This window comes from Bacillus sp. B4EP4a (assembly GCF_006680105.1).
In the GTDB taxonomy this organism is placed as follows: Bacteria; Bacillota; Bacilli; order Bacillales; family DSM-1321; genus Peribacillus; species Peribacillus simplex_E.
This window is the reverse complement of the sequence record NZ_VHIK01000018.1, coordinates 93,123-107,763: the sequence shown is the minus strand read 5'-3', so window position 1 is coordinate 107,763 and position 14,641 is coordinate 93,123. Positions and strand designations below refer to the sequence as shown.

The following is a 14,641-nucleotide window of genomic DNA, read 5'->3' as shown; positions in this document are numbered from 1 at the left end:
AAATAAAATGAGAGATATTACTTATTTAGAAGCGATTAGAGAATCAATGAGTCAAGTGATGAGAAAAGATGAAGATGTTTTTATTATGGGAGAAGATATTGGAATTTATGGAGGTGCTTTCGGACTAACAAATGGAATGATTGAAGAATTTGGACCTGAACGGGTAAGAAATACTCCTATATCTGAGGCTGCTATTAGCGGGTGTGCAGTTGGGGCAGCAATGACAGGCATGAGACCTATTTTAGAAATTCAATTTTCAGATTTCGTTATGATTGCTATGGATAACATTGTTAATCAAGCAGCAAAAATGCGGTATATGTTTGGAGGTAAAGCAAAAGTTCCTGTTGTTGTAAGACTACCAGGTGGTTCCGGTGCAGGATTTGCAGCCCAGCATTCACAAAGTTTAGAAGCATGGATGACACATGTACCCGGATTAAAGGTAGTACAACCTTCAAATGCTTATGATGCGAAAGGGTTAATGAAAGCTGCGATTAAAGATGATAATCCTGTATTGTTTTATGAGCATAAACTCCTTTACAACATTAAGGGGGAAGTACCGGAGGAAGATTATGAAATTCAATTAGGTGTAGCAGATATCAAAAAGGAAGGAACGGATATTTCGATCGTCGCAACAGCCATCATGGTAAATCGAGCACTAGAAGCAGCTGCTGAGCTTGAAAAAGAAGGCATCAGTGTAGAAGTGATCGATCCTCGGACATTAGTTCCATTAGATACAGAAACAATTTTAGAATCTGTTAAGAAAACAAGTCGAGTATTAGTTGTTTATGAAGCGGTAAAAAGAGGCGGTTATGGTGCGGAAATTGCGAGTATAATTGCGGAAAGCGATGTGTTTGATTATCTGGATGCTCCAATTAGACGTTTAGGTGGAGTAGCTACGCCAATTCCATATAATCCAGAATTAGAAAAAGCAGCAGTTCCACAGGTAAATGACATTATTCAAGAGTGTAGAAAGTTAATGAATAAGTAAGGAGGTGTCATGATGGCAACGGAAGTAGTAATGCCTAAACTAGGCGCAACAATGGAAGAAGGGACAATTGTTTCTTGGTTAGTTCAAATTGGAGAAACAGTAGAAGAAGGAGACCCTATAGCTGAAATTCAAACAGATAAAATTGTATTAGAGATTGAAGCAGAGACAACGGGTGTCTTACTTAAAACATTATATGATGCAGGGGCAGTCGTAAAAGTACATGAAAATATCGCCTACTTAGGTGAAGAAAATGAAAGTGTAGAAGACTTGGAAAAACAGTCACCAAGCGTCTCTTTACAGTCTGCTGAAGAACAGATTGCGACACCGGCTGAAGAGTCAGCCATTCAAACTAGACAACTAGCAAGTGGTTACAAAATTAGAAGAACACCTGCTGCTAGAAAATTAGCTAAAGACACTCAAATTGATTTAAGAAATTTTACAGGTTCGGGTCCACTTGGACGTATTCAAAAAATAGATGTAGAAAATTATTTAGCTGAACATAGTCAGAAAATTACACCGCTTGCGAAGAAAATTGCTGAAGATCAAGAGATTGATTACCGTGGGATAACAGGGAGTGGCACGCGAGGAAAAATCGTTAAAGACGATATTATTACAGGTTCTGCGAGTGAAAATAATGGAAATCAGGCAAACGCTCAAGATGAAAGACGAGTTCCGTTTATAGGTATGCGTAAAGTTATAGCAGATAGAATTTCAAGCAGTGCTTATACCGCTCCACATGTAACGCTTTTATCGGAAATCGACATGACAAAGTGTGTATCTCTTCGTAAGGATTTATTACCAGTCATTGAAAAAGCGGAAGGCTTAAGAATATCTTTCAATGAAATTCTAATTAAAGCGACAGCATTTGCTCTAAAACTACATCCTGGTATGAATATTTCATTAGAAGGGAACGAAATCGTCTACCATTTTAACATTAATATCGGTTTGGCTGTAGCAGTGCCAGATGGTTTAGTTGTACCTGTTCTTAAAGATGTTGAACAAAAAGGACTTGCAACTATTACAAGAGAAGCAAAAATGATCGGGAAACAAGCCCGCGAAGGAAAAATATCTCCTGATGATATGCGGGAAAGTACATTTACAATCAGTAATTTAGGAATGTACGCTGTTGATGGATTTACACCAATTATTAATACTCCAAATGCAGCAATTTTAGGAGTAGGGCGTATTCAGGAAAAGCCAGTCAGTGTAAATGGTGAAGTAGTTGTTCGGTCTATGATGAACTTAAGCTTATCTTTTGATCACCGTATTATTGACGGTGCACCAGCAGCCGCATTCTTAACTGATTTAAAAGATACATTAGAAAATCCTTTAAAATTAATGATATAAGGTGGTAACAGTATGACCTCGTACGATGTGGTAATAGTAGGTGGTGGCCCAGGCGGTTATGTTGCGGCGCTTAGAGCTGCCAAAAATGGAAAAAAAACAGCGCTTGTAGAAGCAGATTATTTAGGCGGTACATGTCTGAATAGGGGCTGTATTCCTTCTAAAACTCTATTAAAACATGCAGAAATTATTGAAGGAATTGAGAAGGCGAAAAGCTGGGGAATAAAAACTGAAAACCTGAGCTTTTCATTAACAGAGATGTTTGCCCGTAAAGACCAAGTAATTGCTACCCTGCGGAGTGGCATTGATCATTTACTGAACGCTGGAAAAATTGATGTTTATAAAGGATACGGAACAATTCATGATGATAAAAAAGTAACGGTTCAATCAGAAAATGAGTCACAACAAATCAGCGGTGAAAAAATTATTATCGCAACAGGCAGTCAACCTGTCGTACCGACAATTGACGGTCTCGAGTATGTAAGTTATCACACAACAGATACTATTTTTAGCATCACAGAGATCCCTAAGTCGATTGTGATTGTCGGTGGAGGGGTGATTGGAGTAGAGTTTGCGAACATTTTTACTAGTTTAAAAACAGAAGTGACGATTGTTGAACTAGGTGGAAGAATTATTCCAACAGAAGATGAAGATGCTTCGAAGGAGTTACTGAAAAGTTTAAAGAAAAAGGGCATTAAAGTGTTAACGAAGTACCAAGTGATGTCAGTTAATGAAAGCGATAGCGGAAAGATCATTAATGTTACGTCCGAAAAAGGTAAATTCGAATCCTTAACATCCGATGAAATACTTTTGGCTGTTGGCCGTAAACCAAATCTCTCTGCTGTTTCAGAACTAAATCTTAATATGAACGGCAGACATATTGCGGTAAATGATTATTTAGAAACAAGTAAAAAAGATTATTTTGCTGTTGGCGATGTGATAGGTAAGCTGCAGTTGGCTCATGTTGCAAGTGCTGAAGGGTTAACGGCTATTGAGAATTTAGATGAGAAAAAGGAAAAAATGAATTACAAAGTGATGCCTCGCTGTATTTATACAAATCCACAAGTCGCTAGTGTGGGGCTGAGTGAAGCTGAACTAAAGGATAGAGGAATTAAGTATAAGGTAAATAAATATTCTTTTTCTGGTAATGGAAAAGCTTTAGCAGCAGGTGAAACAGAAGGATTTTCTAAAGTGATGGTTGATGAGAAATATGGTGAAATATTAGGTGTTGTTATGGTAGGTGCTCAGGTGACAGAAATGATTAGTCAATCCTCTGCTTATATGTTCTTAGAAGGAACGGTTGATGAGTTTGCTCATATGGTGCAACCACATCCATCTCTTTCTGAAATATTAATGGAATCTGCAAATTCACTTATTGGAAAAGGTATTCATTCTTAAATTAATAAGAAGGTGCATTTATGTTTGATTTACATGGTAAAAAAGCCATTATAACTGGTGGCGCTCAAGGATTAGGTTATTCAATAGTAGAGGCATTTCATCATGCAGGTGTTGAAATTGCAGTAATCGATATTTCAGATGAAGTATTTAATCTCTCTACTAAATTAAAAGCATATGATGCTAAAGTTCATGCTGTAAAAGGGAATTTATTAGATATAGAGAATTTAAGGCAGTCTTTCACTGAATCTTTAGAGAAATTAGACGGTACAGTTGATATTTTAATTAATAATGCTGGCTTAATCGAGAGAAAACCTGCATTAGAATTTTCACTTGAAAGCTGGAATAGAATTCTCGGATTAAACGTAACCTCTGTTTTTGAATTATCGAAATTAGCTGCTATAGAAATGAAAAAACAGGGATCAGGAAAGATCATTAATATGGGATCTATTCTTTCGGTACTAGGCGGTTTTAATGCAGCTGCTTATTCGACTAGTAAAGGTGCAGTTTTACAATTAACAAAGTCTTTATCAAATGAATGGGCAGAGTATGGCATTCAAGTCAATGCCATCGCACCAGGCTATATGTTAACGACAATGAATGATGATCTTATGAATGATCCAGTAAGAGGACAGCAAGTAGAAGCTAGAATTCCTGCTAAAAGATGGGGAACACCTCAAGACGTTGCTGGTGTCGCTTTATTTTTAGCTGCTCCTGCTTCTAATTATGTGACAGGTACATTAATACCTGTAGATGGAGGCGTACTAGGAAGATAAATTTTTTTGAAGGGGTGCAAGCTAGAGTGAGAAGGTTATATATTAATGGTGAATGGATTGAATCTGAACAATAAGCAGGAATTAATTTCCCCTTATTCTGAAGAGAAAATTGCCGAGATTCCTCAAGCATCTGAAGAACTAGTGGATGCAGCTACTTCTGCTGCTAATAATACAAGATAAGTAATGGCAAACCGAACAGTTTTTGAAAAGGCAGAAACTTCCAGAAAAATTTGTCACTTTATTAAAGGAAAATAGAATAAAGGCTGTTCAAATTATCTCTTTGGAATCTGCAAAACCATTAAAGTTTTCTTTGGGAGAAGCAGATAGAACGATTGAAACATATAAGTTTGCTGCAGAAGAAGTCAAACGAATTCATGGTGAAATGATTTCTGTAGATGCTGCTCAAAATGGGGTGAATCGACTAGGGTATAGTTAAGAGAGCCTATCGGTGTTATGACTGCAATTACACCATTTAATTTTCCTATGAATCTAGTTGCACATAAAGTAGGACCAGCTATTGCTGGTGGAAATACAATTGTTCTAAAGCCAGCATCTCAAACTCCTATATAAGCTTTTTTCCTTGCTGAACTATTGGAAGAAGCGGGATTACCAAAAAGTGCTTTTAATGTGGAAATTGGAAGTGGGCAGTTGGTTGGAGACAGATTAGTAACAGGTGATAAGGTTAGCATGATCACTTTTACTGGAAGTCCAGAAGTAGGACTAGGGATTAGAAATAAATCGGGTGTTAAGAAGGTTACACTAGAACTTTAAACAGTCAATCAGCAAAAAGCAACAACTTTTTTAAGATACTGACCTATATAGAAATATTCGCAGATTCATATAAGCTGCTTGTTTTGGGAAGAATAATATGAGGAGTTGATTGTATGATGGAAAAACCTTCTAGAGTTCGTTATGGGATTATAGGATTTTCATTTGTAGCCTGCTTGATCAACTACGGAGATCGTATAGCAATCTCAGTTGCTTCACCTGCAATAATTGAGGAATTAAATTTTACCCCTATAGAATGGGGATATATATTAAGCGCTTTCTTTTGGACATACTCATTATTTGGATTAATTGGTGGCTTTGTCAATGATAAATTTGGAGCAAGAAACACTTATGGTTTTACTATGATCATATGGTCTATGGCAGTGGGGCTTACTTCTATGGCGTGGAATTTTATTTCATTACTTATCATACGTTTGTTGTTTGGAGCAGGTGAGGGACCTCAAGTTCCAACAGCAACAAAGGTTGTTTCAAACTGGTTTCCGAAAGCTGAATCTGCTAAAGCACTGTCCTTATCTCAGGTGGGGACAACGATTGGTCCTATCATTGCGACACCGCTTGTAGCTTGGTTAACAGTGGAAATGGGGTGGAGAGTAAGTTTTATTGTTTTAGCATCATTAGGTATTATTTGGGCGATAGGCTGGTTTTTATTTGCAAAGGAATATCCAAATCAGCATAAGAAGGTAAATCAAAAAGAACTTGATTATATTCAACAAGATAAAGGAAACGAACTTGATAATTATGGTATAGAAGCAACCAGCGGCTCTAAGATTTCGACATGGTCTTTTATTAAAAAACCGTACATCTTGAGTGTAAGTTTATGCTATTTTTCTTATTCCTTTGTATTATTCTTAGTAGTTACATGGTTCCCAAATTACTTAGTAGATCAAAGGGGTATGACAATGAAAGAAATGGGTATCTTTTCAATATGGCCATGGGTTGGGGCTTCTATAGGATTGATGATAGGGGGGTACCTTGCTGACCATTTGGTAAAGAGATCAAAAGATGGAAATTTAGTTTCAGGTAGAAAATATATGATTGTAATTTGTCAAATTTTTACAGCTATTACATTTTCACTTTCTGCCGTGGTAGAGTCTACTGCTTTAGCATTAACTTTAACTACCATTGCTATGGCGTTTTTATTAGGGAGTTGGCAGTATCAATCTCTTGTAATTGCTATTGTACCTAAACAAAAATTAGGTGCAGTATCAGGTTTTGTACAATCTATTTCAGCTGTAGGGGGAATCTTAGCTCCAATCGTAACTGGATATATTGTTGAGATATCTGGTTCATATAATACCGCTTTTTATTTAGGATCAATTTTCTGTCTTATAGGTGCAATATTAGTTGCGATTTTTGTTCGTCCTATTAAAAAAAACACAGAGCAAAATCTAAAAAATACAGCGAATTTATAAATAGCTATTATTTGGAGAATGGTGCGATGCTGTTTAACTTTAATTATGGTTTTTTGGGCAATGCAAAATACAAAATATCAAAAATAATGAACTTCAGTTTAGTTAAAAAAGTGCTTTCTTAATAAACTAACGGGTGCGATTATAAGGTCGACCAGTAAAAATTACTGGTTGGCCTTTTTTTAATAGAATCTATTATATCAGTAGCCAGGGTACGACGTACGTGGGACTTGATCACGTGAAATAAAACTGTCCGCCTCCTTACTTGTAGAAACATGTTTGAGGCTGGTTGAGCAGTAAAACGTGTATAACAAGCGAAGCTATGACACTGCATGGAGAACTAGGAGACTGATTAGTATGTAGAGGGTGAAAAACAATGAATTCAGTTGTTTGTCTGGTTGTGGCAAAAGGAGAGTGCCAAGTTCAGGCATATTTAGATCAATTTAAACCGATGGAAGAGCTTTTCAATTAAGCATATCAAAGAGGAAATAGATCGTTTTTTAGACTTTCTGTTATCGAAGAGGTGACAGGGAAGATGCATATGGTCATTTTAGAATCTACAGGGCATGCCCATTCTCCCGTTATTCAATACCTGGCTGAACAAGGGTTTCTATATATCTAATAAATCCGATTATTTGAAAGAGTTTGTTCTATTAATCTTATATCAACTCTTGAAATGCTTGTTCATTTCTTCTTTTTTCCTTATTTTGGACAATGGTTAATAAATTTTTCTTTGTGAATTAATATCAGCATTAGGGTATCCAGGGCAAAACAAACAAAGAAAAATGATGCAGACCAAAAGAACAAACAAGGATTTGATTCAAGCAAAACTGATTCAGAATTCTCTCAAGTATTTGGCAGTGCAAACGCTAATCAAACATATAAAAATAAAGCAAAAAAAGAAAAAGTATCTAAAAATCAAGGTGAGTGGAAAGGCATGCCTTAATTAATACTTGCCAGACTCGAACTTATGATAAGTGATGTCTGCACCGAGTACAAAGGGGGAGGCTTATCATGCTTCAAACTGTTTACTGAACTTTATGTAATCTAAGCGACAACAAGTATGCCAATGGAAAGATCGTAAACAATCGCAGAATCCACATGGTAAGGTCAGATTATTTGAACAATTAGCTGAAGATATGGGCAAAAATGTATCTGAAACTAAGAAAACTGTTTATGAATGAGAGGCTATCCCAACGGGGGAGAGCCCTACATAATAGTGAGGTCATTCCCTTGGGGATCATTTCTATTTCAAGATCAAGGGCGTGTCATACCAGAAGAACTGCTTACACGTTTAGGGGAGCCTTTTTATACATTAAAAGAAAAAGGAACAGGACTAGGGTTGATGATCTGTCATAAAATCATTAGACAGCACGACGGCAGTATAGTCTATCAAAGTAAGGTGAAAGAAGAAACCTTGGTTAAGATTACTTTACCTTTGGCATGTTAGGAATATCCAGTTTAGGAGAAAGTCTTTTTTTTAGAGATTGTGTTCTTAAGTTCCACCCAAAAAAATGATTTGCATATAGCTTCTTAAAAACTTATGGACGCTCCTTTAATCGGGACGTCCAATTTTTTTAGTATTTACCCATTGATTAAACTAGACATATCGTGTGTAATTGAAAATCCGCGAATGGGAATCTGCATGAAATCATCTAAGGTATTTTGGATCCCCTGGCAAACTGGTGGAGGGGACATCATTTGTGAAAATTTGCATATAATCGAAGGGAAAAAGAGTTATTTAGTCCTGGGTGATAGTTGAAATTGGAAAACCTTTCCGGTAACATATATTAAGAATCATATAATAGGAGGTTGTCCATTGGCTTTACAAATTAAAAAAGTTACGAAAAAATTCGGGGAATTCACAGCTGTCAACCAGCTTGATTTAACTATTCCCGAGAAAGAAATGTTCGGTTTTTTAGGTGGGAACGGAGCGGGGAAAACGACTACGTTCCGAATGATACTCGGCCTGCTTGACCCGACTGAAGGGGAAGTGATCTGGGATGGTAACAAAATCGATTATACGACAAGTTCATTGATTGGCTATCTTCCTGAGGAACGCGGACTATATCCAAAACTGAAGGTCCGTGATCAAATTGTGTATTTGGCTAGATTAAGAGGGATGAACAAAAGGGATGCTTTGAAAGAATTGGAGTATTGGCTAGACCGCTTTATGGTTCCCGAGTATATTGATAAGCGAGTTGAAGAGCTTTCAAAGGGAAATCAGCAAAAAATCCAGCTGATCGCATCCATGATTCATAAACCTGAATTACTTATCCTTGACGAACCTTTCAGCGGACTGGATCCCGTGAATGTGGAAATACTGAAGAAAGCCGTCATCGACTTAAGGGACAGCGGTACGACAATCGTTTTCTCGAGCCATCGCATGGAGCATGTTGAGGAGATGTGTGAGCATCTTTGCATCATGCATAAAGGTTCTCCTGTTGTGTCTGGAAAATTAAAAGAAATCAAGCGTTCTTTTGGTAAAAAGAATGTGTCAATTAAAGCTGATTTTGACTTATCCTTTTTGGATAATTATTCAGGTGTAACAAAAGTAAAGAACACGATGGAAGGAAAAATTCTTCAAGTCACTGGTGAAGATGTGGCTGAGAACATGATTCGTGATCTTGTTCCAAGAGGTTTCGTCCGGAAGTTCGAATTGGAAGAACCATCGCTGACGGATATTTTCATTGAAAAAGTGGGTGCCGTCTATGAATAACTTTTGGATTGTCCTTTCCCATACATATCTATCAAAATTAAAAACGAAATCCTTTATCATTTCTACAATCATTATGATGGCCCTGATTCTTGTCCTTACGAATATTTCGAATCTTATTGATAAATTCGACAGTGATGATCAGGAAAAGGTTGCCGTCATCGATAAGACTGAAGGTAGCTTATTTGATTCTTATAAAAAAGCGGTAGCAGGTGTGAACGATGACCTATCGATAATATCCGCCCAGGATGAAAAGGAAGCGGAGGAAATGGTCAGCGCAGAAGAAATCGTTGGTTATTTGTTAATCGAAAAGGACGAAGCCGTCGGCTTCAAGGGAACGTATAAAGCGAATCAAATTTCAGATTCTGCGGTAAGTAATGATTTGCTTTTAGCGCTTACCCAATTGAAGGGTCAAATAACTGCGAAGGAATTGAATTTGACAGAGCAGCAAATCGCTCAATTAAATACGCCGCCAGCATTTGATACGATTGCGCTTCAGAAAAATGCAAAAACGGAAGAGGATCTCAATCAGGCACGCGGTCTTGTGTATGTGCTCCTATTCGTCATTTATTTCGGTGTATTGATGTATGCAACGATGATTGCAATGGAAGTGGCTACTGAGAAAACCTCACGGGTCATGGAAATCCTGATTTCAAGTGTCCCGCCAGTAACACAGATGTTTGCCAAAATAATGGGTGTTGCTTTGCTTAGTCTTACGCAAATGATTTTATTTTTTGGAGTGGGCTATTTCTCGATTAAACAAAACTTGACAGGTATGGATGAAGGATTCTTTTCATTTTTCGGTTTCGGAAGCACCGATATCTCAACAATCATTTATGCGATAATCTTCGCTTTGCTTGGTTATTTTCTGTACGCGACTCTTGCGGCATGTCTTGGGTCCGTTGTCAGCAAAATTGAAGATGTCCAGCAAATGATTTCACCGATGACCATGTTAGTCGTCATTGCCTTCATGATTGCGATGTTTGGACTGGGGAATCCGTCAGCGAGTTATATTACGATTACATCATTCATTCCATTTTTCACGCCAATGATCATGTTCTTGCGCGTAGGGATGCTTGAAGTTCCATTCTGGGAAATCGCCATCAGCATTGCTGTGTTGATCTTATCCATTGTTTTACTAGGAATAATCGGGGCAAAAATCTATCGTGGTGGAGTCTTGATGTACGGAAGCTCAAAATCACTGAAAAGCATCAAGAATGCCTTGCAATTATCAAAGAAAAATTAACATGAAACCTGGATCCTTCATTCCTGTTGAAGGTATTCAGGTTTTTTAATAAGATAATACCATTCAAATAAAAAATATTTTGAGATTAATGAAAATGGAAAAGTAACATAGATATAAGGGAACATAAATATATTCCATTTATGAAACCGCGATTAGGAGTGAACTATAATGAGCAATCTGGTAACGTTGACGATAGCTTCAGAAGCGTTTCTCTTGCTATCCTTCATCATTATTATTTTATCAAGCAGGAATCCGAAAAAGAATGTTCTCTTTGTCATCCTATTCATCATTGGAGCTGCACCGCTTTTATATTTAGCCATAGATCATGTGAAAAACGATTATATGGATGCAAATATAGGATTGGGTCTTGCCTTTATGTATACCTGGATATATAGCGCAGTTGCCTTTATCATTGCCATCATTCTTTTATTGAAAAAGAAAAGGAATAATAATATTTCAAAAGAACAGTAATATTCCCATTATCCAATCAAGTTCCGGTTTTTAATTAGCTTTTTTGGATTTGAGGATATATGGGTTCCACATTTACGTTCTTAAGAGTGGAGTCCAAACTTCTCGATCATGGTAATGACTTAAAAATATGGTGGTACCCCTTAAAGAAGTATCACCAAGCCAATACGAAAAAGGGTTGCCCCTAAAAGTCATTTTACTGACTTTTAGGACAGCCCTTTTTTGTTTTTAAATCCTTTTTAAATCAATGAAAATAAATGTAAAGCAGGTGAGGGTTAATGAACACACTATTGTTCGTAACAGATTTATACTATGAAGCAAAAGGAAGAAATTATTATGAGGAGGATTTGTTCCTTACTTCGAAGCTTAGAGAAGATTTTAAGTTGGGCATTTGTCATCCTGAAGACACTGAAACGTTTGAAAAAGATTTTGACTTAATAGTATTTCGAAATGCTGGTCCAGTAGCGAATTTTAAGGATACGTATCAAGCATTCCGCAATAGAGTAGTTTCTGGATATTTTGAAAACATACAATTCATTTAACGGAAAGTCTGATATGAACGGGAAGGAATACTTAATTGAACTAACGAATGCTCAATTTCCTGTTATTCCAACTATAGAAACTCTTGATTCTTTAGATAAACTCCCTAATGTAGAGACGTATATTGTAAAGCCAAAAGATGGTGCAGATTCAATCGGTTTGGAATTTGTAACGAAAGATGAATTGAGTGATAAAGTTGATTCAGAATCAAAAAACACATTAGTACAACCATTTATCAACTTTGAGTATGAGGTTTCATTTTATTTTATCGATAAAGAATTTCAGTATGCTCTTTATGCACCAGATAAAGATCAAAGATGGGAATTAAAAGAATATGCACCTACTGTAGAAGATTTAACTTTTGCAAACAAATTTTTTGAATGGAATAATCTTGATTGGGGGATTCAACGAGTTGATGCTTGTCGGAATGAACAAGGTGAACTTTTATTAGTTGAATTAGAAGATTTAAATCCCTATCTTTCCTTGTTAGAAATATCTGATGAAACACTGAAGAACTTTGTAGAGGCAATGAAAAAGTCATTACTGAAAACTCTTCAGCTTAAATTTAAATTTTTCTTATAGAACTATCAGGTGCGTAGTAGTAAAAGAAGGAGCAGTCCCAAAAAAATTTTATAAGGAAAAAAGTCGTTCATGAACAAATCTAAAGATATATAAATGTGATTCTTAGCCATACTAATAAAGATTAAAATATAGTTAGGAGGCAATATTATGGGAAGATCAAACAATCAAAAATCATCTAGCAGAAAAAAATCATTAGCTCAAACTCCCAATAACTTAAAAATCGAACCGGATCGTGTGAATGAAGAGTTTTCGCGTGAGCTAGGTGAAAGTGCGAAAATAAGAGCTACAAGACCTAAATGATACTACAAAAAAAGTGATTGATTACACTCTTTTTTCAAATTTTAGTAAAACAAATCGCGCTGTTTTTTAATAATTTCTATAGAACCAACCTTGCGTTTGTTGAAGAAGATGTTTCACAAGGACCCTATTAATATGGTCCTTTTTTCTTTGTGAAAAATCAACAGCATTTAACCAGTGCCTTTAAATAAAAAAATGTGGCAATAGTATAAGATCAGAGCAAAAAACACGGTTTTATGCTTTGAAGCTAGACTTTTTCCCTGATGTACCTAATAAAATTACATAACTCTAGTATTCGTTAAACACAATGCGTTTTACAACAAAAATAATGGTATGTCTCTAATAAAGTTGTATGAACGAATATAAGATTAATTTTTTAAAAAAACAAACTAGTTATGAAGCAGGTGACGTCCTGCATCGACCACTTGGCTCTTCAAAAAAATGGCCGCATTTGGATCCAATTACCTTTATCCCTGCTTAAACGACACCATTTCCTATTGATGGTGAAGAAGACGTTGATGTTAAGGTAACCATTGGACCAAAAAGCAAAAAAAACCAAATTCCTCTTATGATTACAGGGATGACCTATGGTATCGCACTTAGTGAACAAACAAGGCTTTCTTTGGCGGAAGCAGCAAAAAATGTAGGAACCGCGATTAATTCCGGAGAAGGCGGAGTAATACCTGAAGAATTAGATAAAACAGGAAAATATATTTTACAGTTTTCAAAAACAGAATGGTCAAAGGAAGAAGAGCTTATTAAGCGTGCCGACATGATTGAATTTAAGTTCGGACAAGGCGCACTAGCTGGGATGGGTGGAAAAATTTCACCCGAAAATTTAACAGGTCGGGCTCATGAAGTGGTGTGGCTTAAAGAGAATGAGGATGGAGTCTTTTTGAACATTTTTTTGAAAATCAAACATTGAAAGATATTAAAAAAATTGTTAATGAACTTCGGAGCATAACTGGTGGTGTTCCCATTGGTGTGAAAATGGGGGCAGGTGGAAAAATTGAAGAAGATATAGACCATTTAATTGAACTCGGTGTTGATTTCATTACGATTGACGGCGGCCAAGCAGCCACACACGGTGCACTACTACCCATTTTATCCGATGACATGGGAATACCGACATTACATGCAGTTGTCCGGGCTGTTAATCATTTAGAAAAGAGAAAAATGAAGGGGCAAATTAGTTTAATTGTCTCAGGAGGGCTATTAGTACCTGGGCACTTTTTAAAAGTACTTGCACTCGGTGCTGATGCTGTTTATGTAGGATCTGCCATATTATTTGCTGTCTCACATAGTCAAGCATTGAATGCTCTTCCCTTTGAACCACCTACACAAGTTGTTTGGAATCAAGGTGAATTCAAGGATCAATTTAAGATAGAAGATGGAGTAAAAGCAGCAGAGAAAGTCTTTACAGCAAGTATAGAAGAAATGAAAATGGCATTAAGAGCGATGGGGAAACGCTCCTTAAAGGAGTTTTCAAAAAAATATTTAGTTTTCCTATGATGAATTGACTGCAAAATGATTGGAATTCCTTTTTCATTTGAACCTTGGGAATACAAACCAAAAGAGTAATAATTGAGTGTGTACGCAGCTATCAGCAAATGTACGAAAAACAGGAACAGAATCATATATACAATATAAAATAGTTGAAAAATTAACTAAAGAATGAATGACCTTGAAGGATGGATATCCACCCAACCTGTTTGAGGGAGATGCTAAGTTTACTAATCCCTTGGCGAATCTCGATATCTTTATAATGAAAATTGTAGTTCCTTTAAAAAGGGTTTGTTTAGTCATCAATTATTTACCCCTTACCTAGTCCATATTTGAATATATGCATAATAAATGTAAGTCTATATTGGTTATTATAATGGAAGTGCAAAAGCTGCCGAGGAGGTAGCTTTTTTTCCTCTCCAATAAGGTCGTTTATGTAATTACTATTTTTGCTAAGGTTCTGATGATTATAGATTTCCATTTCTTCTTTTTACTAAGGATTTGTAAACGGTGATATATCTACTCCATCTCAATTAAATGTATTTTGTTTTAGTAAACTAAAATATCAAATTAGACTAAGGTTTATAG

At 36.3% G+C, this 14,641-nt stretch carries 13 protein-coding genes and 3 pseudogenes; all 16 read left to right on the top strand.

Annotated features, from left to right (window positions below; genetic code table 11):
• Window positions 1–7: 7 nt before the first annotated feature.
• The gene (locus FNK51_RS10750) at window positions 8–988 is read left to right on the top strand and encodes an alpha-ketoacid dehydrogenase subunit beta (RefSeq protein ID WP_141993312.1); all 981 of its coding nucleotides are present in this window, start codon (window positions 8–10) and stop codon (window positions 986–988) included.
• A gap of 12 nt (window positions 989–1,000) precedes the next feature.
• Complete coding sequence (locus FNK51_RS10745; protein ID WP_141993311.1) at window positions 1,001–2,335, top strand: dihydrolipoamide acetyltransferase family protein; 1,335 nt, start codon at window positions 1,001–1,003, stop codon at window positions 2,333–2,335.
• A 12-nt stretch (window positions 2,336–2,347) separates the two neighbouring features.
• Window positions 2,348–3,730, top strand: a complete 1,383-nt coding sequence (gene lpdA / locus FNK51_RS10740; RefSeq protein WP_141993310.1) for a dihydrolipoyl dehydrogenase — start codon at window positions 2,348–2,350, stop codon at window positions 3,728–3,730.
• 20 nt (window positions 3,731–3,750) lie between these two features.
• Window positions 3,751–4,503 carry an SDR family NAD(P)-dependent oxidoreductase gene (locus tag FNK51_RS10735; RefSeq protein ID WP_141993309.1) on the top strand — a complete coding sequence of 251 codons (753 nt, stop codon included), beginning with the start codon at window positions 3,751–3,753 and terminating at the stop codon, window positions 4,501–4,503.
• 14 nt (window positions 4,504–4,517) lie between these two features.
• Window positions 4,518–5,271 (top strand): annotated as a pseudogene (locus FNK51_RS10730) (aldehyde dehydrogenase family protein); the annotation flags it as partial.
• A gap of 116 nt (window positions 5,272–5,387) precedes the next feature.
• A complete protein-coding gene (locus tag FNK51_RS10725) occupies window positions 5,388–6,704 on the top strand; it encodes an MFS transporter (protein ID WP_141993308.1) in 1,317 nt (438 codons plus the stop codon).
• Between the two features lie 748 nt (window positions 6,705–7,452).
• Window positions 7,453–7,647, top strand: coding sequence for a hypothetical protein (locus FNK51_RS27170; RefSeq protein ID WP_141993362.1), 195 nt, complete (start codon window positions 7,453–7,455; stop codon window positions 7,645–7,647).
• Window positions 7,648–7,759: 112 nt separating this feature from the next.
• Window positions 7,760–7,885: pseudogene (locus FNK51_RS26950) on the top strand (DUF6254 family protein); the annotation flags it as partial.
• Window positions 7,882–8,151 carry an ATP-binding protein gene (locus FNK51_RS10715; RefSeq protein WP_141993307.1) on the top strand — a complete coding sequence of 90 codons (270 nt, stop codon included), beginning with the start codon at window positions 7,882–7,884 and terminating at the stop codon, window positions 8,149–8,151. The pseudogene FNK51_RS26950 and the gene FNK51_RS10715, both read left to right, overlap by 4 nt.
• A 369-nt stretch (window positions 8,152–8,520) precedes the next feature.
• A complete protein-coding gene (locus FNK51_RS10710) occupies window positions 8,521–9,420 on the top strand; it encodes an ABC transporter ATP-binding protein (protein ID WP_141993306.1) in 900 nt (299 codons plus the stop codon).
• Window positions 9,413–10,663, top strand: coding sequence for an ABC transporter permease (locus FNK51_RS10705; protein WP_141993305.1), 1,251 nt, complete (start codon window positions 9,413–9,415; stop codon window positions 10,661–10,663). Before FNK51_RS10710 ends, FNK51_RS10705 begins: the two co-directional genes overlap by 8 nt.
• 168 nt (window positions 10,664–10,831) lie before the next feature.
• Entirely contained in the window at window positions 10,832–11,134 is a 303-nt protein-coding gene (locus tag FNK51_RS10700; protein WP_098373081.1) for a hypothetical protein, read from the top strand.
• Window positions 11,135–11,409: 275 nt separating this feature from the next.
• Window positions 11,410–11,673 (top strand): hypothetical protein, encoded by a 264-nt coding sequence (locus FNK51_RS27165; protein ID WP_286178638.1) that lies wholly within the window; start codon window positions 11,410–11,412, stop codon window positions 11,671–11,673.
• Between the two features lie 13 nt (window positions 11,674–11,686).
• On the top strand, window positions 11,687–12,253 hold the full coding sequence (locus tag FNK51_RS10695) for an ATP-grasp domain-containing protein (RefSeq protein ID WP_286178637.1): 567 nt from the start codon (window positions 11,687–11,689) through the stop codon (window positions 12,251–12,253).
• Window positions 12,254–12,400: 147 nt separating this feature from the next.
• On the top strand, window positions 12,401–12,553 hold the full coding sequence (locus FNK51_RS10690; RefSeq protein ID WP_098373080.1) for a YfhD family protein: 153 nt from the start codon (window positions 12,401–12,403) through the stop codon (window positions 12,551–12,553).
• A 394-nt stretch (window positions 12,554–12,947) separates the two neighbouring features.
• Window positions 12,948–14,131 (top strand): annotated as a pseudogene (locus FNK51_RS10685) (FMN-binding glutamate synthase family protein); the annotation flags it as partial.
• Between the last annotated feature and the right edge of the window lie 510 nt (window positions 14,132–14,641).